Annotated in this window: 15 protein-coding genes; 12 read left to right on the top strand and 3 right to left on the bottom strand. The window is 37.1% G+C overall.

The genetic code is table 11. The annotated features are described in order from the left end of the window. Nucleotides 1–12: 12 nt before the first annotated feature. The 5 genes from parC (at nt 13) to IGL36_RS06670 (ending at nt 7,830) form a co-directional block, all read left to right on the top strand. Nucleotides 13–2,475 (top strand): DNA topoisomerase IV subunit A, encoded by a 2,463-nt coding sequence (gene parC, locus IGL36_RS06690; protein WP_002357527.1) that lies wholly within the window; start codon nt 13–15, stop codon nt 2,473–2,475. Nucleotides 2,476–2,764: 289 nt separating this feature from the next. Then, entirely contained in the window at nt 2,765–5,011 is a 2,247-nt protein-coding gene (gene pflB / locus IGL36_RS06685) for a formate C-acetyltransferase (RefSeq protein ID WP_002357529.1), read from the top strand. A gap of 76 nt (nt 5,012–5,087) precedes the next feature. Continuing rightward, nucleotides 5,088–5,852 carry a pyruvate formate-lyase-activating protein gene (gene pflA / locus IGL36_RS06680; protein WP_002357530.1) on the top strand — a complete coding sequence of 255 codons (765 nt, stop codon included), beginning with the start codon at nt 5,088–5,090 and terminating at the stop codon, nt 5,850–5,852. A 95-nt stretch (nt 5,853–5,947) separates the two neighbouring features. Beyond that, nucleotides 5,948–6,874, top strand: coding sequence for a manganese-dependent inorganic pyrophosphatase (locus tag IGL36_RS06675; RefSeq protein WP_002398300.1), 927 nt, complete (start codon nt 5,948–5,950; stop codon nt 6,872–6,874). Nucleotides 6,875–6,945: 71 nt separating this feature from the next. Then, nucleotides 6,946–7,830, top strand: a complete 885-nt coding sequence (locus tag IGL36_RS06670) for a DUF1803 domain-containing protein (protein ID WP_002365679.1) — start codon at nt 6,946–6,948, stop codon at nt 7,828–7,830. A 58-nt stretch (nt 7,831–7,888) separates the two neighbouring features. On the opposite strand, the gene IGL36_RS06665 is transcribed toward IGL36_RS06670, so the two are convergent. Continuing rightward, a complete protein-coding gene (locus tag IGL36_RS06665) occupies nt 7,889–8,440 on the bottom strand; it encodes a DUF2179 domain-containing protein (RefSeq protein ID WP_002361848.1) in 552 nt (183 codons plus the stop codon). Nucleotides 8,441–8,620: 180 nt separating this feature from the next. Between IGL36_RS06665 and cls the strand changes: the two genes are divergently transcribed. The 4 genes from cls to IGL36_RS06645 all read left to right on the top strand — a co-directional run bounded on the left by cls (nt 8,621) and on the right by IGL36_RS06645 (nt 13,923). Next, nucleotides 8,621–10,081 (top strand): cardiolipin synthase, encoded by a 1,461-nt coding sequence (gene cls, locus IGL36_RS06660; protein ID WP_002371124.1) that lies wholly within the window; start codon nt 8,621–8,623, stop codon nt 10,079–10,081. 282 nt (nt 10,082–10,363) lie between these two features. Next, nucleotides 10,364–12,244, top strand: coding sequence for a beta-glucoside-specific PTS transporter subunit IIABC (locus tag IGL36_RS06655; RefSeq protein ID WP_002365677.1), 1,881 nt, complete (start codon nt 10,364–10,366; stop codon nt 12,242–12,244). After that, nucleotides 12,244–13,653 (top strand): glycoside hydrolase family 1 protein, encoded by a 1,410-nt coding sequence (locus IGL36_RS06650; RefSeq protein ID WP_002360277.1) that lies wholly within the window; start codon nt 12,244–12,246, stop codon nt 13,651–13,653. Before IGL36_RS06655 ends, IGL36_RS06650 begins: the two co-directional genes overlap by 1 nt. A 108-nt stretch (nt 13,654–13,761) precedes the next feature. Then, entirely contained in the window at nt 13,762–13,923 is a 162-nt protein-coding gene (locus tag IGL36_RS06645) for a hypothetical protein (RefSeq protein WP_002361843.1), read from the top strand. A 59-nt stretch (nt 13,924–13,982) separates the two neighbouring features. On the opposite strand, the gene IGL36_RS06640 is transcribed toward IGL36_RS06645, so the two are convergent. Beyond that, nucleotides 13,983–14,963: a LacI family DNA-binding transcriptional regulator gene (locus tag IGL36_RS06640; RefSeq protein WP_002363973.1), complete on the bottom strand. Its 981-nt coding sequence runs from the start codon at nt 14,961–14,963 to the stop codon at nt 13,983–13,985. An 18-nt stretch (nt 14,964–14,981) separates the two neighbouring features. Then, nucleotides 14,982–16,442 carry a sucrose-6-phosphate hydrolase gene (locus tag IGL36_RS06635; protein WP_002392409.1) on the bottom strand — a complete coding sequence of 487 codons (1,461 nt, stop codon included), beginning with the start codon at nt 16,440–16,442 and terminating at the stop codon, nt 14,982–14,984. Between the two features lie 242 nt (nt 16,443–16,684). On the opposite strand from IGL36_RS06635, the gene IGL36_RS06630 reads away from it, so the two are divergent. The 3 genes from IGL36_RS06630 to IGL36_RS06620 all read left to right on the top strand — a co-directional run bounded on the left by IGL36_RS06630 (nt 16,685) and on the right by IGL36_RS06620 (nt 21,457). After that, the gene (locus IGL36_RS06630) at nt 16,685–18,358 is read left to right on the top strand and encodes a glycoside hydrolase family 13 protein (RefSeq protein WP_002390639.1); all 1,674 of its coding nucleotides are present in this window, start codon (nt 16,685–16,687) and stop codon (nt 18,356–18,358) included. Between the two features lie 16 nt (nt 18,359–18,374). Continuing rightward, nucleotides 18,375–20,303: a sucrose-specific PTS transporter subunit IIBC gene (locus IGL36_RS06625; protein WP_002360285.1), complete on the top strand. Its 1,929-nt coding sequence runs from the start codon at nt 18,375–18,377 to the stop codon at nt 20,301–20,303. 272 nt (nt 20,304–20,575) lie between these two features. Further along, nucleotides 20,576–21,457: a helix-turn-helix domain-containing protein gene (locus tag IGL36_RS06620; RefSeq protein WP_002363971.1), complete on the top strand. Its 882-nt coding sequence runs from the start codon at nt 20,576–20,578 to the stop codon at nt 21,455–21,457. Nucleotides 21,458–21,557 lie beyond the last annotated feature (100 nt).

The raw sequence follows: 21,557 nt of genomic DNA, 5'->3' as shown, positions 1-21,557 counted from the left end.
GGAGTGACAATTTTGGAAAAACGCCAAGAAGTTCAAGAATTAACCCTTGAAGAAGTAATGGGCGATCGTTTTGGAAGATATTCCAAATACATCATTCAAGAACGGGCCCTACCAGATATTCGAGATGGGCTAAAACCAGTACAACGCCGCATTCTCTTTTCAATGAATAAAGACGGCAATACCTTTGATAAAGGCTTTCGTAAATCAGCAAAATCTGTCGGAAACATTATGGGGAATTATCATCCCCATGGCGACAGTAGTATTTATGAAGCGATGGTCCGTCTAAGTCAAGACTGGAAATTACGGGAAGTACTAATTGAAATGCACGGAAACAACGGAAGTATGGATGGCGACCCGCCAGCGGCGATGCGTTATACAGAAGCTCGTTTATCACAGTTAAGTGGTGAGTTGTTAAAAGATATCGACAAAAATACCGTCGATTTCGTCTGGAATTTTGACGATACAGAAAAAGAACCCACTGTTTTACCAGCCAAATATCCTAATTTATTGGTAAATGGCTCAACGGGGATTTCAGCAGGTTATGCAACAGAAATTCCTACACATAATTTAGCGGAAATTATTGATGGGACCGTGTATTTAATTGATCATCCTAATGCAAGTTTAGAGAAATTAATGGAATACATTCCAGGACCAGATTTCCCAACAGGTGGGATCCTACAAGGAAAAGCAGAAATTAAAAAAGCCTACGAAACCGGCCGTGGTAAAGTAATTTTACGTGCGAAGACAAAGATTGAGCCCTTAAAAGGCGGCAAACAACAAATTGTCATTTCTGAAATTCCTTATGAAGTCAACAAAGCAACGCTAGTGAAGAAGATGGATGAAATCCGTTTAAATAAAAAAGTAGACGGCATTGCCGAAGTTCGTGACGAAAGTGACAGAACTGGCTTGCAAATTGTTGTTGAACTAAAAAAAGATGTCAATGCAGAAGGTATTTTAAATTATCTATTTAAAAACACTGAATTGCAAATCAATTACAACTTTAACATGGTAGCCATCGACAACATGACCCCGCAACAAGTGGGCCTAAAACGGATTTTAGAAAGTTACATTACGCACCGCAAATCAGTTATCATTAACCGTTGTCAATTTGAGTTGGACAAAGCTCGCAAACGTGAGCACATTGTTGCTGGTTTAATTAAAGCATTGTCTATCTTAGATAAAGTGATTGCAACAATTCGTGGCAGTAAAGATAAAAAAGATGCGAAGAAGAACTTAGTATCCGACTATGCGTTTACTGAAGAACAAGCTGAAGCAATCGTTACTTTACAGCTATACCGTTTAACTAATACAGATATTACTGATTTACAAGAAGAAGCGAAAACTTTAGAACAACAAATTGCTGAGTTATTGAACATTTTAAACAATGAAAAAGAACTATTCTCAGTCATGAAAAAAGAACTTCGCGAAGTTAAAAAGCAATATGGCAATCCGCGCTTAACTCAAATTGAAGAGGAAATCCAAGAAATCAAGATTGAAACAGCCGTGTTAGTTGCGCAGGAAGACGTGGTCGTAACCGTGACGCACGAAGGCTATATCAAGCGGAGTAGTATTCGTTCTTATACAGCATCAAAACCAGAAGAAATCGGCATGAAAGAAGGCGACTTTTTACTATATGCTGGCGAAGTCAATACATTAGATCATCTTTTACTAGTAACAAATAAAGGGAATATGATCTATCGCCCCGTCCATGAGTTGCCAGATTTACGCTGGAAAGAAATTGGCGAACATATTTCTCAAACCATTTTAAATCTTGCTATCGATGAATCGATTATTGCTGTATATCCTTATAAAGAGTTAAGTCCGACAAAAACCTTTGTTTTCATTACAAAAGCTGGCATGATTAAACAAACCAAAATGGCTGATTTTGAGCCTTGGCGCACTTATAAGAGCCGCCCGACATCTTGTATGAAATTAAAATCAGACCAAGATGAAATTACCAATGTTTATTTAACAAATGATCAAGACTTATTGGATGTTTTCCTCGTGAGCAATCGCGGTTTTGGCTTACGCTATCCATTATATGAAGTACCTGTTGTGGGTAGTAAAGCGGCTGGAGTTAAATCAATGAACCTCAAAGAAGACGATTATGTCGTTAATGGTTTACTGGTTCATTCTGAAGGGGATACACCGATTGTCATCGTTACCCAACGTGGCGGTGTTAAACGCATGTTAGCCCAAGAATTAACACAATTAGGACGAGCAAAACGTGGATTAATGGTCTTACGAGAATTGAAGAAAAATCCACATCGTGTTGTCTTTATGTCTGAAAGTACCGATTTAGATTTATTAGTTACTACGCAAAAAGGCACACAAGAAGTTATTCAGTCGAAAAACTATCCAATCAGTGAACGAACATCCAACGGTTCCTTTGTCATCGATGAACAAAAAGATGGCCAAGTAATGGAAGTCCACGAGATGCATTCTGCAGTGATTGAAGAAGAACAAACAAACTAAACTGTGTTATAAATATCTCCACAGCAGCCATCTGTATTAATACAGATGGCTGCTGTTTTTAATACAGAAGTACATTTTTCACAAGTGATAACAACTATAAATCGTTCTTATTTTCACAAGTATAAATGTTTATATATCAGCGTTTAGAATCTTCGCTCCCCATTTATTTATTAAGAAAGTGCAATAAATAATAAAAAAACGCTTGCATCTAAAAGGTTATGTGTTATACTAATCACATAAAGCTGTTACATACAATCAAGTAGCAGTTAACTAAGGAGGCAAACACTTCATGAAACAATGGGAAGGCTTTAAAGGCGACAAATGGAGAACAAGCGTTGACACTCGTGATTTTATTCAAAACAACTACACAGAGTACAAAGGCGACGACAGTTTCTTAGAACCAATCGCTCCGAGCACTGACAAATTATGGACAAAACTACAAGAATTATTTGAAATCCAACATGAAAAAAATGGCGTTTATGACATGGATAGCGATATCCCAGCAACTATTACGTCACATGAACCTGGTTACTTAATCAAAGAAGAAGAAAAAATTGTCGGTTTACAAACAGATGTACCATTAAAACAAGCATTTATGCCATTCGGTGGTATTAAAATGGCGAACAATGCCTTAGTTTCAAATGGTTATGAAACTGACGAAGAAATGACAAAAATCTTCACAGAATACAGAAAAACACATAACCAAGGTGTTTTTGATGCCTACACAGCTGAAATGCGTTTAGCACGTAAAAACAAAATCATTACTGGTCTTCCAGATGCTTATGGCCGTGGCCGTATTATCGGTGACTATCGTCGTATCGCATTATATGGTATCGACTACTTAATGGAACAAAAGAAAAAAGATCATGATAACACTGGTAACAAAGAAATGACAGACGATGTTATTCGCTTACGTGAAGAAATTTCTGAACAATACCGTGCGTTAAATGACTTAAAACAAATGGCTGCTTCTTATGGTTTCGATATTTCTCGTCCTGCTGCAAATGCGCAAGAAGCAATCCAATGGTTATACTTTGGTTACCTAGGTGCCATTAAATCTCAAAATGGTGCGGCAATGTCAATTGGTCGTATCTCAGCATTCTTAGATATCTATATCCAACGTGACTTAGAAGCAGGTTTAATCACTGAATTTGAAGCACAAGAAATGATTGACCATTTAATCATGAAATTACGTATGGTTAAATTTGCACGGACACCAGAATACAACCAATTATTCTCTGGTTATCCAATTTGGGCAACATTATCTATTGCTGGTATGGGTATTGACGGTCGTTCATTAGTTACCAAAAATGACTTCCGTATCTTACACACCTTAACAAACATGGGACCATCTCCAGAACCTAACTTAACTGTATTGTATTCTTCTCACTTACCAGAAGGCTTCAGAACATATGCAGCTAAAATCGCGAAAGAAAGCTCATCTATCCAATTTGAAAACGATGACTTATTACGTGAAAACTGGGGCTCTGACGACTGTGCAATCGCATGTTGTGTTTCTGCAACAGTTATGGGTAAAGATATGCAATTCTTCGGCGCTCGTGCGAACTTAGCGAAAGCTGTTCTTTATGCAATTAACGGCGGAGTCGATGAAAAAACTAAAATGCAAGTAGCACCAAAATATCGTCCAATGACTGGTGACAAATTAGATTACCACGAATTCATGGAACGCTATAAAGACATCTTAGACTGGTTAGCTGAATTGTACGTTAACACATTAAACATCATTCATTACATGCATGATAAATATGCATATGAAGCACCACAATTAGCTTTAATGGATACTGATTTACAACGGACATTCGCAACTGGTATTGCTGGAATCTCTCATGCGACTGATAGTATCATGGCAATTAAACACGGTGAAGTAGAAGTAATCCGTGACGAAGATGGTATGGCAATTGATTATGTACCAACAAAAGAATTCCCAACATACGGAAACGATAACGAAGAAGCCGATGCAATGGCTAACTGGATTTTAGATTACTTTATGACACAAATTAAACGTCAACACACATACCGTAACTCTAAACCAACGACTTCATTATTAACAATCACTTCAAACGTTGTTTATGGTAAAGCAACAGGGAACACGCCTGACGGACGTCGTGCCGGCAAACCTCTTGCACCAGGTGCGAACCCAAGTTATCAAGACGGTAAATTCTTAGGTGAGAAAAATGGCTTGTTAGCTTCATTAAACTCAACAGCTCGTTTAGAATATACAATCGCTTTAGATGGTATTTCTAATACACAAACCATCAACCCTAATGGTTTAGGTAAAGACGACGACACAAGAATTAACAACTTACGTAACGTATTAGATGGCTACTTCGATAAAGGTGGTTACCACTTAAACGTAAACGTATTTACAAACGAATTATTATTAGATGCACAAGCACATCCAGAAAAATATCCAAACTTAACTATCCGTGTATCTGGATATGCCGTGAAATTCCGTGACTTAACTCCTGAACAACAAGCAGACGTTATTTCAAGAACTTCACACGACAGACTATAAAAAACATTTACATTATTTAACTGAAAGGGTGACATTTAACGTGTCATCCTTTTCGTTTGAAAGAAGAGGGATCATTATGACAACACCAGTTACAGGTAGAATTCATTCAACAGAAAATTTTGGTACCGTTGATGGCCCAGGTGTCCGTTTTATCGTATTTACACAAGGGTGTCGCATGAGATGTCAATTCTGTCATAATCCAGATACTTGGAAAATTGGTTCCGGTGGTCGTGTGGTGACGACTGACGAAGTATTAGAGGAAGCATTACGTTTTCGCTCTTATTGGGGCGAAAAGGGTGGTATCACTGTCAGTGGTGGTGAGCCGCTATTGCAAATGGACTTTTTAATCGATTTATTTAAAAAAGCCAAAGCACAAGGCATTCATACAACCTTAGATACGTGTGGCAAACCTTTTACTCGGGAAGAACCCTTCATTAGTCAATTTGATGAATTGATGAAGTACACAGATTTACTCTTATTCGACATCAAACATATTGATAACGAGCAGCATAAACTGTTAACAACGCAATCAAATGATAATATTTTAGAGATGGCTACCTATTTATCTGAAATTGATAAACCTGTTTGGATTCGCCACGTATTGGTGCCTCAACGTAGTGATTACGACGAATATTTAATCCGTCTGGATGCCTTCATAAAAACATTAAACAATGTAGATAAAGTTGAAGTGCTTCCTTACCATACGATGGGCAAGTACAAATGGGAAGAACTAGGTATTCCTTATCCATTAGAAGGAATTGAACCTCCTAAAAATGATCGTGTTGAAAATGCGAAAAAACTACTACATGTCGAGGACTATCAAGGTTATCTAGCACGTTAACAAACGAAAAAATAGAAAAGAAGACAATTTTTTTGTTGTTTCTTTTCTATTTTTTGTTATCATTAAGAGTGAATCAAAACCAAGGAGTGTGTATTATGTCAAAAATTTTAGTTTTTGGACACCAAAATCCTGATACAGATGCTATCGGAGCGGCAATTAGTTTTGCTTACTTACAAAAAGAATTAGGAAAAGAGACAGAAGCTGTCGCTTTAGGAACACCAAGTGAAGAAACACAATATGCCTTAGATTACTTCAATATTGAAGCACCACGTGTTGTCACTGAAGCAGCTAGCGAAACAAACCAAGTCATGTTAGTGGATCATAACGAATTCCAACAAAGCATTTCAGATATCGCTGAAGTAAACATTTTAGCAGTAGTGGATCATCACCGGATTGCCAACTTCGAAACAGCAGATCCATTGTATTATCGTGCAGAACCAGTAGGGTGTACCAGTACAATCATCTATAAAATGTTTAAAGAAAATAACGTGACAATTCCAGCTCAAATTGCTGGTATGATGGTCTCAGCGATTATTTCTGATACATTATTATTTAAATCACCAACTTGCACACAAGAAGACATCGATGCAGCGCACGCCCTAGCTGATATTGCTGAAATTAATTTAGAAGGCTATGGTCTTGACTTATTAAAAGCAGGAACAAATTTAAGCGATAAATCAGCTGAAGTCCTTTTAGATTTAGATGCTAAGAGCTTCCCAATGAACGGCAAAACAGTTCGCGTTGCTCAAGTAAATACCGTCGATTTAGCAGAAGTTTTAGATCGTCAAGCTGAATTAGAAGCAGCTATGGCCGCAGAAAATGCAGCCAATAATTATGACTTGTTTGTCTTAATTATTACGAATATCCTAGACAGTGATTCTGAATTATTAGCGATTGGTGCGGAACAAACCAAAATTGAAGCAGCGTTCAATGTAACATTAGTTAACAATCGTGCGTTCTTACCCGGCGTTGTTTCTCGTAAAAAACAAGTAGTACCACAATTAACAGAAGTCTTTAACTAAAACCGTAAGCGCCTAAGCAACGCGATAAATTCCTTGTTGCTTAGGCGCTTCAATAGTAAAGGGGCGTTAACATGAATGATTTAGCAATTTACTATCATTCTCCGCAACAAACGAAACAATACAATCATTTGCTCAACCAATCACTTTTTTTCCCTCTTGTTACTTTTATGTATGAACATCGGGAAGAAAGAATCATTTTAAGACAATTAAAAGCGGCCTTTGCAACAGAAGCCAAGTTAGAACAATTTTTATCAGAAATGATTGATTGTCAGTTAATCATTCGGGAAAATCGTCAATATCGTTTGAATTTTCCTATTTATACGGCAGCTGAAGTTGCGAGTTTGCCCTTGGCTGAAGACGAACTTCCTAAATTTAAAGGAACTGTAACAGAGCAATTATTTTGGCTAGCTGAATCTTTTTGGCCACAAGTGTTTCCAGAAGAGGAAGACTATTTTTTTGGCGTGAGCGGTGGCCCCTCATTTTATCAAAAACAAAGATTGGCCTCGGCACAACTATCTATAATTACGCTTGAAAAAGAAAAGACAGAGGTTCCAACAATGCCTCGTTATTTTGATTACTTGGGCAAAGAGCAATCCTTGCCAGAAGCCTTCAGCGCTTTATACGACTTGCTAGGGGACGTAAATCCTGAATACTATCTTTCGCAAGCGAGAAGAGTCATTAAACAAGCTCTGCGAGGCCGCAAAGTCAGTACTGTGCCTAATATTTTTCAAGAAAGTTTGCACTTGACCCAAGTGATTACGATTGACCAGGACCACTTAAAACTCCTTTTACCAGTAGCAACGGAACAAGCCGAGCCTTTAGAAGCACAGTCGGATATTCTAGCATTTTATTATGAAAAAATTGCTAACCGATCGGCCATCGAACGCTTAGTTTTTATGCAACAATTGATTGAGCAACTAGGTACGAACTCTCTAAGTTATCTTAGAATAAATTAAAGTTACGATAATTTTATTATGTAAACTAAAAATCAATAACAAGAAATGACGCCGCTTCTTAGTGAGAAATGGCGTCATTTCTTTTACGAACTTTTTTCGTCCAAAAACCACCAGAAATGAACTTAGGCTCATAGGAAATGATAAATGCTCTCGGCTCTAATTGATTGATTAATTTGTACAATGTACGTTCGTTTTTTCTTGGGGAAAGGATTTCTAAAACCATTCGTTCTCCTTCGCGTCCGTAGGCGACACTTTGTGTAACACCATAGCCGTGTTCACGAAGTGTTTCTGGTAAATGAAATTGTTCAGTAGTAGAAGGGAGGATAACCGATACCATAATATAACCCAAGGCCAAATAGTCTTCGATTTTAATTCCTACACTAATGCCAACAGCGTAACCAAGCGCATAAACAAGTAAATTTAAAGGATTGTCTAACCGATTCAGAACCATACTCAGCCCTAAGACATAAATTGTTATTTCAGCCATACTAACCAGCGGTGCAATAACCCGATAACCTTTCATCGTTAACATAAAACGAATAGTATTTAAGGTAATATACGCAAAATTAATGATAAAAATCATAGCTAACATTTTCAAATCAACGACCATAAAATAAGTACCTCTTTTCAAAATCTTTACATCCAGCCCTCATTATAGTACAGAAAAACTGAGAATCAAAGGCGAAACACTTATAGAAATGAATTCTTTTTTGAATACTCGCTCATATTATTCGCCTAATTTAACTGTTATTTGATATAATCTTAGTATGAAGTAAAAAGGAGGTAAGCGATGAAAATTTTTGTTTGGATTTTGTTATTTTTATTAGTAATTAACGTTATTGCTGCCTTAATTACTGTTTTTAGAAAACCTCGTAGTATTTCCAGCGTTTTAGCATGGATGATGACGTTGATTTTCTTGCCTGGTATCGGCTTTATTATTTACTTATTCTGTGGGCGAGGTATCGATGGACAAGAAGTTTTTAAATTGTCTGATGATGAAAAACAAATGGTTCAACGAATTAAAGAAAAAGTGGACGTTGATAACAAAAAAGCAGGGCGCGATAAACGTTATGATTTACTTTATGATGCGAAAGTTTTAAATCGTTATTTCCGGAATATGGACGCATCACCGTTGGCCAAAAGAAATAGTTTGCAATTATTCACAGATGGCCAAGAAAAATTCCAAGCATTATTTGAAGATATTCGTGCAGCGAAAGAAACCGTTCATGTGGAGTATTATGCGTTTTTTAATGACACAATTGGCAATCAATTTTTAGATGTATTAATCGAAAAGTTGCATGAAGGCGTGGAAGTTTACTTAATTTACGATCCTTGGGGTTCACCCGGCGCAAATAAAAAGTTTTTTGCTCGTTACGTTGACGCTGGAGGAAAAGTAGCTCCCTTTATTACTTCTCGCGATATGATCCGTAAAACACGTCTAAATTATCACTTGCATCGGAAAATTGTTGTCATCGATGGGAAAATTGGCTGGACCGGCGGGTTCAATGTTGGGGATCAATATTTGAATGTCACCGAAAAATTTGGTTACTGGCGAGATACCCATATTCGTTTGGTCGGGACGGCCGTATTTTCATTGCAAGAGATATTTATCATGGATTGGAATGCTTCAGTCAAATATCCTGAAGAACGTATGACGTATCATGAAAAATATTTTAAATTACCAGAAGATCATGAAGTGGAGCATTTGTCCTTACAAGTTGTTTCAGATGGTCCTGATTCAGAAGAAGAAATTTTGAAAAGCGGGTTTGTTCGGATGATTTTTTCTGCAGAAAAGAGTGTCTGGATTCAAACACCGTATTTAATCCCTGACGATAGTATGATTAATGCGTTGTTAGTGGCGGTTCGTTCAGGTGTCGACGTGCGAATTATGATTCCTTGTATGCCTGACCATCCCTTTATTTACCGCGCAACACAATATTACGCGAATTACTTACACAAACGCGGCATTAAAATTTATATTTATGATAGTGGGTTTATTCATGCAAAAACAATGGTGATTGATGATGAATTAGCTATGGTTGGCACAACAAACCAAGATATTCGCAGTTATTCATTGAATTTTGAGGTGAGTACGTTTATTTACAATCCCGACATTGCGTGGATGTTAGCGCAAGTCTTTGAAGAAGATATAGAAAAAAGTGTCTTACTAACCGACGAGATAATTAAAAAACAAGGGTACTGGCTACGCTTCAAGCAAAACTTTTCACGCTTGTTGTCCCCAGTCTTGTAATCAAATAAATCAGCAGTGAATGTAGTAAACTACTATTTTCACTGCTGATTTTAGTAACAAAACACTGAGGTGGTCTACCTAATTCATTGATAATCCCTCTAAATAATGGTAAATTAAAAATAAATTCAATCAGCTATTCTATCGTGAGAAACATAGTTATTACGTAGATCAGATCAAAGGGACATTCACGACGAGCAAATATTGAGTGTGTTTGCTGAAACGTGCATGTGTGATTTGGTCTTTTTTATTGAGCTGTTATTTTATAGATAAGGAGTGGTCACCATGGACTACCAAGCAATAGCAAAAGAAATTTTGAAAGACGTAGGTGGCAAAGACAATATCGTGGATGTCACACATTGTTATACACGATTGCGTTTCGTATTGAAAGATACGAAACAAGCGAACAAAGAAGCCTTACTACAAACAGAAGGTGTCATTTCTGTTGTTGAAAGCGGCGGGCAGTATCAAGTGGTTTTAGGCAATAAAGTCGCGCATGTCTATAATGCTCTAGAACCTTTGTTGGCTCAGCAACTTACGACCAAAACATCTACAAAAGAAAAAAATTCATTAGGTAATCGAATTTTAAATACTGTTGCCGCGATTTTCACGCCTGTCGTACCAGCAATTGCCGCTTCAGGCATGTTAAAAGGAATTCTAGCCATCGCTGTGATGGTCGCAAACAATTTTTACCAGGTCGATTTAAAACCTTTGAATACGTATATTATTTTAAGCGCCGCTTCCGATGCACTTTTTTATTTTATGCCAGTTATTTTAGGTTATTCAGCTGCTAAGGTTTTCAAAACAAACGAATATATCGCCATGGTAATTGGTGCCACCTTATGTTATCCAACCATCGTTTCATTAATGACTGAAGAATCAGCGGTTACCTTGTTTGGATTACATGTGACCAAAGCCAATTATGTTTCCACAGTAATTCCTATTATTCTTGCAATTTTTATTTTAGCTTATGTGCAACGCTTTTTGGAAAAAGTCATTCCAGAAGTTCTAAAAATTATTATGGTTCCTACGCTATCATTACTTTTAATGATTCCAGCCACTTTATTATTATTTGGACCGATAGGGATTTATTTAGGTGACGGCGTGAATTGGTTGTATTATTATATAATGAATTTGAGTCCCATCTTGTTAGGCGGTTTTATCGGCGGAATTTGGTGTGTCTTAGTCATTTTTGGGGCTCACCGTGGGCTTGTGCCAATTGGGATTAATGATGTCGCTCGAACAGGACGGCAAAATTTGCTAGCGTTTGCTGGTGCAGCGAACTTTTCTCAAGCGGGCGCCGCATTTGGCGTGTTTGTCCGTACAAAAAATAAAGACTTGAAAGCTGTTGCTGCCTCTGCAACAGTGACTGCATTATTTGGTATCACAGAACCAGCCATTTATGGGGCAAACTTGCGGTTAAAAAAACCGATGATTTATGCGGTGGCTAGCGGAGCAGCAGGCGGGGCCTTAATGGGCTGGGGCGGTTCCTACGGGACAGCCTTCGCTAACCAAGGACTCTTGACCATCCCAGTTTACGCAGAAGCAGGAACCAAAGCCTTTATTTGTTATTTATTAGGTTGTGGCATTGCTTTTTTTGGTGCATTTCTATTAACGATTTTTCTAGGCTTTAATGATTTACCGCTTGACGAGTCACGTCAAGAACCCGGCTTAAAGACAGAGGCAGGGACAGTCAAAGAAAAACAACGGATTCAAGCACCTGTTCAAGGACAACTCGTATCTTTAGACCAAATCAACGATGAAGTCTTTGCTTCTCAACAAATGGGAAAAACGCTAGCTATTTATCCGACAGAGGAACAAATTGTTTCACCAGGAAATGGGCAAGTGACGGCTTTATATCCAACTCATCATGCAATTGGCTTAAAGTTAGACAATGGTGCTGAAATCCTCCTTCACATTGGAATCAATACCGTCGAATTAAAAGGGCGGGGATTTGAAACGTTCGTAAAAGTAGGAGAAAGAGTCAGGCTAGGACAAAAGCTGCTTTCTTTTGATAAACAAATCATCCAAGCTGCTGGTTATGATCCAACCGTCTTAGTCATCGTAACAAATACTGCGGAAATGGCTGTAATTGAGACAACCAAACAAACAGAGATTACACCACAAACAAATTTATTTTTCATGCAAGTAAAGGAGCAAAACTAATGGTTAAACAATTTAAGAACGATTTTTTATGGGGCGCTTCTTCCTCCGCTTTTCAAATTGAGGGCGCTTGGAATGAGGACGGCAAAGGCCTAACAGTTGCTGATTACAATTCTTTTAAAAAGTCAGCTGTACAAGCAGATACGAAAGTCGCCAGCGATTTTTATCATCATTTCAAAGAGGACATTGCGTTAATGAAAGAATTAGGCTTAAAAACCTATCGTTTTTCTCTTTCATGGGCACGAATCATTCCAACAGGTGATGGCGAAATCAATCAAGCCGGCATCGATTTTTATAATGCCGTCATTGATACACTTTTAGAAAACGATATTTTGCCGTTTGTCACACTTTATCATTTTGATTTACCTTTTGCATTGGTGGAAAAATACAATGGTTGGGCGGATCGTCGCTGCGTTTCCGCATTTCAACGCTATGCGCAAGTTTGTTATCAAGCGTTTGGTGATCGAGTCAAAAATTGGCAAGTTACAAACGAACAAAACTTAATGATTCGTGTTGATGAACGAATGAATATGTACGATGTTGCACCAGAAAATGCTGAAAAAATTCGTGCACAAATGGATTACCATATGTTTGTTGCCCATGCGTTAGCGACGAATGATTGTCACCAATTGGTCGCTGGGGGAAAAGTCGGTCCCTCTGTTTCCTCAACGATGACTTATCCTAGTTCTAATAAGCCTGAAGATGTTTGGGCGGCTCGTATGAATGATAACTTTAAAACGAATTACGCTCTAGAAATGTATTGTTTTGGCGAATACCCAGGTTACTATCAAGAGTATTTGACCAAATGCGGCATTTATCCCGAAACACAGCCAGAAGATCAAGCAATTTTGAAAGCCGCTAAACCAGATTTTATCGCTCTTAATTATTATCGGACGTTAGTCGCTAGCTATTTACCGACAGATGAGCAACACCCATTGGGTACGAAAGAAAAGGACATTGATTTTGATCTATACGGTTATTTTAAAATCGAAAAAAATCAACATTTAAAAACCTCTAAGTATGGTGCCCAAATTGATCCAACTGGTCTACGTTTAGTTTTAAATGATTATTATCGTCAATACCGTTTGCCATTAATCATTACAGAAAACGGTTTAGGCACACCCGATCACCTAACAGAGGACGGAAAAGTTCATGATGACTATCGAATTGCGTATTTGCATGATCATATTGCTGCTTGTCATGCGGCTATTTCTGACGGTGTTGAGTTGTTTGGCTATTGCCCTTGGTCGGTCATGGATATTTTAAGTTCTCATCAAGGATTCAAAAAACGCTATGGTTTTATTTACGTCAATCGTGAAGACCATGAGTTAAAAGATTTACGACGCATTAAAAAAGATAGTTTTTATTGGTACCAATCAGTAATTAAAAATAATGGGTTACCAGAAGAATAGTGCCCAAAAAGGATCATCCATTGCATACGCGGGTGATCCTTTTGTTTTCAAGTTCTGTCATTCCGTGTTAGATTTAAGTTAATAAACCCATTAAAGGTGGTGAGAGAGATGAATAATTACGATTTATGGAAATGGGCTGCCGGGAAACGAACCGAAAAAGATAAAAATGAAACCTATAGCGCCAAAAATTGGTGGTATGTTTTACTAATGCTCGGTGTATTTGTAGGGATCATGTTGTTGTATTATTTAATCTCTGTACTTTGGAATTAAGGGAAAATAGGCAAATGAGGAATTAAGAATAAAAAAAGACACCTGAAAAGGTGTCTTTTTTAACAGGATTCAGACAATGATAGCTGAATTGGAATAGGATAATTTTCCTCGAGTGCAACATCAGGATCCTTCATTCTACGAAGCAGTAAGTCAATCATAACGTCACACATCTCGTCGATTGGCTGCACAATGGTTGATAGTTGTGGGGCAATTCTTTTGATTAATTTTGTCCCATCATAACCAATTACTTTTAATTCTTCAGGAATGGATATCTTCAATTTTTGAGCAATATTCATAACTGTAATTGCTGTCAAATCATCGGTACAAAAGATGCCGTCTACAGTTTTATTTTGAAGCAAACGTTCGATTTCTAGATTTTTTAATGTTGTTGAGGTTCCATTATCAATTTGTAGAATCGTTTTTTCTGCGCCATATTTTTCCATCGTTTGTTTATAACCAGCCAATCGATAATCGCTAGGTGCGCCTGTGTTATTAGCACCAGTAATAATTGCAATCTTTTGTGCACCACTTGCAAATAAGGCTTCAGTGGCTTTTTGGCCACCTTGAAAGTTTTGCGAAGAGACAATTGGAATGCCAGGTGCCAAGAAACGGTCAAAGGAAACAATAGGTAGTGAAACATTTTCATATTCGTTAATAGCTAAGTTATGGCTACCAGTGATTACACCGTCCACTTTATTTGCAGCGAGCATTCGTAAATAGGCGCGCTCTTTTTCTGGATCTTTTTCACTATCACATAAAATCACTTTATATCCTTGAACAAAGAGCTTTCTTTCCAGTGTTTCAATTAATTCACCAAAAAATGGATGACTAACAGAAGGGAAGACTAAACCAATCAGCTGCGTACTTTTTCCTTGGAGGCTTCTGGCTAATCCATTAGGTTGATAATTTAATTCTTCCATCGCTTGATGAACTTTATCAATTGTTTTTTGACTAAGATAACCATAATTATTAATCACGCGGCTTACCGTTGTCGGGCTCACCCCAGCAAGCTTAGCTACATCCGTTAATTTAACCACCATCAAAATTCACCATCATTCCTAATTATTCGTATTTTCCAGCTCATAAAAACAAGCTTTTGCCGTCTTGGATAGATGAAGATACTGTTGCGCTTTATCTGGAAAGAAGCGACCAGTCATCGTTTTTTCACCTTTATTTACATAGATTTCTGCAACAGAACAATCAACAAAAATAGTTAACTGAACTGACTTATTTTTCCTAATTTTAGTTTCACGAATTGTGCCATACTTTTCAGCAAAAGGTTGGCCAGCAAATGTTCGATCAAGGGTTATTTTACCATGAATCGTATCAATTGTAATTAAAAGTCCTTTTGAACCCGTTTCGTTCGCTAAAAGCCGAATAAAAGCAATCTCATTTTTGGGAATATCCACTTCTAATTCAAAAGAAGCAGTAGATAAAAAATGGCAGCCATTTGATAAAGTAGTGGCGGATTGACGAAGCATTTCTGTTTCAGAAACTGGATATTGAAATAGTTTCCCGTTGTGAATTGTGAGTTCTTTAACCAGACTTAAGCCATTTGCCCAACCCTCCACATCACTTGGGTAAGTGATTTCTGGCAACCCAATCCAACTGACCGCAAGTGCACGACCATCTGGCGCATTAAAGGCTTGAGTGGCGTAGACATCAAATCCTTCATCTAAATTTTCAAAAGGCCCAGCCTGAACTAAAGAAAGATTCTCCAAATCAAACGTTTCGGCCAATGTGTACATATTCGGATAGATATTCTGATAACTTTTTACAGATGGAGATAGACCTTGTGGGCAAAATAATAAGACAGGCTGGCCATCAATAAATACCAAATTGGGGCATTCAACCATGTAGCCTAATTCTTGGTCGGTGAACGTCAATTCGCCAAGTTGATGAAAATTGTGTACGTTTCGATCTTTAGAAAAATAGACCACAATTTTTCCTTGTCCATTTAAATCACTAGCACCAATTAATAAAACAAGTCCTTCTTGATAAGGAAATACCATCGGATCACGAAAATGGGAAGAATAATTGGGGTCAATAGGTAGGAATGGTGTTGATTCCTTTGTGATCGCACCTAAAGAATTCAGCCATGCAATATTTTGATATGCAAATCGTTGCCAAGTTTGATCACGAACATTTCCTGTATAAAATAAACATAGTTGGTTATCTATTGGTAAAGCTGAGCCTGAATAGACGCCATGAGAATCATATTCAGAGTCGGGATAAAGGGCAATTCCTTCATAATCCCAGTGAATTAAGTCGGAGGAAGTTAAGTGGGCCCAACTTTTTAGTCCGTGAACACTCCCGAAAGGAAACGCTTGATAAAATAAATGCCACTGGTTATTGAAATACGAAAAACCGTTGGGATCATTTAGTAGTCCTGTCTGTGGTTGAATATGATACTTAAAACGCCAACTAGATTGCGCGATAATAGAAGTTAGATTTTCGAGGTGAGCAGATGTCCAAGAAGAATAAGGCGCATAACGTAATTCATCAGTCCATTGGTTCATGATGCTTGACATAAGTAATGTCTCCTTTGTTAGAAAATAGTAGTTAGTCTAATAGTATAAACAAATCAGAAAAAAGTCAAACGTATAACATATATAAATCTGTTTAAATCAAAAGAATATTATAATTTACATTTATTTATGATAAACGTTTGACATATTACGCAAAAACGAGTATCATACAAAATGTAAAAACGGTTACAGAAAAAATTAACAGGACTAGTTTAAGAGTGAGGAGAACCAGAATGAACAGAAATTGGTGGCAAAAAGAAGTGGCCTATCAAATTTATCCACGTAGCTTTTCGGATAGTAATAATGACGGAATTGGTGATTTACAAGGCATTATTCAAAAAATGGATTACTTAGAAAATTTAGGAATTACGCTGATTTGGCTGAGTCCAATGTACCCGTCGCCAATGGCTGACAATGGATATGATATTTCAGACTATTATGGTATTTCTAGCGATTTTGGTACAATGGCAGACTTCGATGAACTCATTGAAGAAGCAAAAAAACGAAACATAAAAGTTATTTTAGATTTAGTGGTAAACCATACATCTGATGAACATGCTTGGTTTCAAGATGTTTTAAAAAATCCTCAAAGTCGTTTTCGAGACTTTTATATTATAAAAGAAGGACGAGAAGTACCTACAAATTGGCGGTCTAACTTCGGTGGTAGTGTTTGGGAAAAATTACCTGGGGAAGATGCCTACTACTTTCATGCCTTTCATAAAAAACAGCCGGATTTAAATTGGGAAAATCCTGAACTACGCAAAGAAATCTACCAAATGATCCGTTTTTGGTTAAACAAAGGAATTGCTGGTTTTCGTGTAGATGCGATTAATTTTATTAAGAAAGATTTGACTTGGACAAACTTACCTGCTGATGGGGCAGATCAATTAGCCAAAGTAACAAAAGCTAGTAGAAACATGCCAGGAATGAGTGACTTTCTGAACGAATTAAAAGAAAAAGCTTTTGCTGGCTTTGATATTGTCACAGTTGCCGAAGCGGCCGGCGTCAATTATCCAAATTTATCAGAATTTATTGGAGAAACAGGGTATTTCGACATGATTTTTGACTTCAAATGGGCTGATTTGGATGTGAAATCAGGAAGCGAATGGTTTTATAGAATCAATTGGTCTTGGAATGATTTACGCACATTAATTTTCAAACAGCAAGAAGCCATGCAAGAGGCTGGTTGGAGTGCAAATTTTATTGAAAATCATGATCAACCTCGAGCGACAACGAAATATTTAAAAGAACAGGCTCAACAGCCAAATGCGGTTAAAACATTCGGCGCCATGTATTTCTTTTTAAGGGGCACGCCTTTTATTTACCAAGGACAAGAATTAGGAATGACCAATTTTGAAAGGGGTTCGATTGATGAATTCGATGATATTTCTAGCATTGATCAATACTATCGAGCAATAAAAGAAGGATTTACGCCCAAAGAAGCCTTGTCACTTGTCAATTTGCGTAGTCGAGACAATGCCCGCACGCCTTTTCCATGGAATGATTCTATGTATGGCGGTTTTTCAAGCGTCAAACCTTGGTTAGGAATGGCGGATAATTATAAAGAAATCAATGCCGAAGCAGAAATAAAAAATAGTCAAAGTATTTTTCATTTCTATAAGCGGATGATTGCATTTCGTCAAAAGAGTCCCTATACAGACATCTTACTTTATGGAACATTTGAGGGTCTATCAAATCTTCCAGATAATGTTATTGCTTATAAACGCAAATTAAATGAAAAAACGATTTACGCCTTTTTTAATTTTGGTGAGGCGGTTCCAATCCCTCATTATTTAGTTAATGGCACAGTTATTTTTGATACACAGTCTGAAGAACGAGAGCAGTTAGTTCAGCAGGGAACATTATTAAAAAGCTATCAAGGACTATTGATTACTATAAATGAGTAGCTAGGAGGAGTATAACATGGCAGAAAATTATCAGCAGGCAGCCAAAGACATTATTCAATTAATCGGTATGGATAACATTATATCGGTCACCCATTGTCAAACGCGGTTACGTTTTATTTTGAAGGACCACGAACAAGTAGATGGTAAACAACTAGAAAAAATCGATTTAGTCAAGGGTGTTTTTTATAATGGTGGTCAATACCAAGTGATTTTAGGAACTGGTATTGTGACTAAAGTGTATGATGAAATAGAAAAACTTGGAATCAATGTTGTGTCAAAAGCAGAGCAAACAGCAATTTTAAAAAATAATGAAACAGGCATGCGCAAAACAATGCGCATTTTAAGTGAAATATTCATTCCAATTGTTCCAGTAATTGCAGCAACAGGATTGTTCCTAGGGTTAAAAGGTGTTATTTTTAACGATACTTTTTTACAATTATTCGGAGCAAGTGTAGCCAATATTCCTGAAAGCTTTCAACAAATTGTCTCTGTCATTACAGATACCGTCTTTGCCTTTTTGCCAGCTTTGATTGTTTGGTCTACCTTTAAAGCATTTAATGCGACACCTGTAATCGGGATTGTTATTGGCTTAATGATGGTATCACCCATTTTACCAAACGCTTATGCAGTTGCAACACCAGATTCTGGCGTGAAAGCTATTATGGCTTTTGGTTTTATCCCAGTTGTCGGTGCACAAGGGTCCGTTTTAAGTGCAATTGCTGCTGGTATAATTGGCGCAAAGATTGAACTTTTTTTCCGAAAAAAGATGCCGAATATTCTTGATCAAATTTTTACACCCTTTATGACTATGTTAATTACTTTTTTAATCATGATTCTCGGAATTGGCCCAATTTTGCATACCGTTGAGTTAGGCATGGTAGATGTTGTCCAATGGTTGATTGGGTTACCCTTAGGATTAGGTGGTTTCGTGATTGGTGCCTCATATCCTTTAATGGTTTTGATTGGTATTCATCATACACTAACTATGGTAGAAACATCATTATTAGCAAATACAGGATTTAATGCATTGATTACAATATGTGCCATGTATGGGTTTGCCAACGTTGGCAGTTGTTTAGCTTTTGCGAAAAAAGCGCAAGATAGCAAAGTGAAGTCGACAGCCATTGGTTCTATGTTGTCTCAATTATTTGGAGTTAGTGAGCCTGTGTTATTTGGATTACTTATTCGTTGGAACTTAAAACCGCTGCTATGTGTCTTGTTTACATCAGGTTTAGGCGGAGCAATTTTAGCTATTTTTCATATTCAATCAAATTCTTATGGCTTAGCCGTTATTCCTTCTTTCTTAATGTATATCTATAGTGCACATCAATTAGTGATCTATTTATTAGTCGCACTTTTATCTGTCGGTGTATGTTATGCATTAACCAGTCTATTTGCAATTCCGCAAGAAGTTTTGATTTCAGATAAAGTAATCGAAGAGGAAGAACGCGAAGTCTTTGAAATGCAACACAATACCTTAGATGAACAACTTTTTTCTCCGGTAACTGGTTACGCCATGAATCTTACTGCTGTTAATGACCCAGTATTTTCAAGCGAGATGATGGGCAAAGGTTTAGCAATCATGCCAACAGCGAACAAGGTTTACGCGCCTGCAGATGGTTTATTAAACTTGGTTGCAGAAACTGGGCACGCTTATGGTATCCAAACGGACGCAGGAGCTGAAGTATTAATTCATATAGGAATTGATACTGTCACATTGGGGCAGGAGGTCTTTCAGACACAAGTAACCCAAGGTCACCGTGTTAAAAAAGGAGATCTTTTAGGAACGTTCGATCGAAAAGCCATTAAAGAAGCTGGGCTTGACTCAACTGTCATGGTTATCATTACAAATACTTCAAGTTATTTAAGCGTAGAGCCAATGATGTCAGATCATAATGAAATTACGCCGGAACAAATCATTTTAAATCTAAATACACCTAACTAAACAAAAGAACAGCAAGAAGTAGTTATCACTTCTTGCTGTTCTTTTTCTTAATAAAAAACCAATGATTTTCGGTTGTATTTGTCTATCCGTTTGTAGTATGATTGAGTCAGTTTTAAAGGAAACATGCCAAGTATGGAAGACCATACTTGACACGCATTGACTAATTAAACATGGGGAACGTTGCCATAAGTTGATGTTCCAGTCAATAATGCAAGTAAATCAAACATAGCATGTACCTCCTTTAATTGATAATCAAAGTATAACATTTTTTAATGAATTTACATAATAATACAAGTGGAGGTCTGTTCGTGAAGGTAGCAGGAGACAAAATAAAACAAGCGAGAAAACTTAAAAAAATCACACAATCAGAGCTGGCTAACGGCATCTGTACGCAAGCAACAATTAGTAATATTGAAAACCGTAATCTATGTGACAGTTTAGATATTTTCTCATCTATTTGCCTCCGATTAGATTTAGAAGTAGAAGAATGCATGATGATTTCTGAAGAAAAGAAAATTGAAAATCTACTAAACAAAGTCGAGGATTTATCTTTACGGTTATTTCACTTAGAGGCCTACAATTTATTACAAGAAGTGCCTGAAGGTCTTATCTTATCTAATAATGAACTAACGACTAAATTGTTATATTATAAGGGAATTACTTGTTTATTAGGAAAAAAAGATAAAGCAGAGGCCTTGTTTTACCTATACCGGGGCGCGGAAATTGACCGTAAAGTCAATATTTACAACATTTTAAGCCTGAATGCGCTAGGTACGCTATATGAACTGGAAAAAGATATGAGAAAAGCGCAAGTGTATTACGAAAAATCATTACAAGAATTGGAACAATTTAAATTAGAATGTTCCTTGGAGCGTTGTAGAATTTATTATAATTCTGCTAAATTCTACTCGGAAATGAAAGACTACCAAAAAAGTGTCATTTTAAGCGAAAAAGGGATTCAGATTTGTCGTGACAAACACTCCATTTATTTGCTAGATTATCTTTTATATGAAAAAGCCTTTAATAAACAAATGCTCGGGGAAGACACAGCCGATGACTATCGTCAAGCCTATTATTTTACACAATTTTTTGGCAATACAGAAGTCCTACAATATATTGAGAAAGATATGAAAGCTTTTAATATTTCCTATTAATTTAATCAAAAAGCCGATAAAAGCTGAAAACCCAGTTTTTATCGGCTTTTTGAAAAGTCTAGGCAAGTTGCTTTTAAAAATCAGCAGTCACGGTTACGAT

It is taken from the genome of Enterococcus sp. AZ011, assembly GCF_050548355.1.
GTDB lineage: Bacteria > Bacillota > Bacilli > Lactobacillales > Enterococcaceae > Enterococcus > Enterococcus faecalis.
Note: the sequence above shows the minus strand (reverse complement) of the source record. Positions and strands in the feature narration are given on the sequence as shown.

Coding starts and splice junctions, on each gene's coding strand:
- pflB (WP_002357529.1), top strand. CDS start 2,765: ATGAAACAATGGGAAGGCTTTAAAGGCGACAAATGGAGAACAAGCGTT.
- IGL36_RS06665 (WP_002361848.1), bottom strand. CDS start 8,440: ATGGTCGTTGATTTGAAAATGTTAGCTATGATTTTTATCATTAATTTT.
- IGL36_RS06670 (WP_002365679.1), top strand. CDS start 6,946: ATGAATGATTTAGCAATTTACTATCATTCTCCGCAACAAACGAAACAA.
- IGL36_RS06630 (WP_002390639.1), top strand. CDS start 16,685: ATGAACAGAAATTGGTGGCAAAAAGAAGTGGCCTATCAAATTTATCCA.
- IGL36_RS06640 (WP_002363973.1), bottom strand. CDS start 14,963: ATGGTGGTTAAATTAACGGATGTAGCTAAGCTTGCTGGGGTGAGCCCG.
- IGL36_RS06625 (WP_002360285.1), top strand. CDS start 18,375: ATGGCAGAAAATTATCAGCAGGCAGCCAAAGACATTATTCAATTAATC.
- IGL36_RS06675 (WP_002398300.1), top strand. CDS start 5,948: ATGTCAAAAATTTTAGTTTTTGGACACCAAAATCCTGATACAGATGCT.
- IGL36_RS06635 (WP_002392409.1), bottom strand. CDS start 16,442: ATGAACCAATGGACTGATGAATTACGTTATGCGCCTTATTCTTCTTGG.
- IGL36_RS06650 (WP_002360277.1), top strand. CDS start 12,244: ATGGTTAAACAATTTAAGAACGATTTTTTATGGGGCGCTTCTTCCTCC.
- pflA (WP_002357530.1), top strand. CDS start 5,088: ATGACAACACCAGTTACAGGTAGAATTCATTCAACAGAAAATTTTGGT.
- IGL36_RS06645 (WP_002361843.1), top strand. CDS start 13,762: ATGAATAATTACGATTTATGGAAATGGGCTGCCGGGAAACGAACCGAA.
- IGL36_RS06620 (WP_002363971.1), top strand. CDS start 20,576: ATGAATTTACATAATAATACAAGTGGAGGTCTGTTCGTGAAGGTAGCA.
- cls (WP_002371124.1), top strand. CDS start 8,621: ATGAAAATTTTTGTTTGGATTTTGTTATTTTTATTAGTAATTAACGTT.
- IGL36_RS06655 (WP_002365677.1), top strand. CDS start 10,364: ATGGACTACCAAGCAATAGCAAAAGAAATTTTGAAAGACGTAGGTGGC.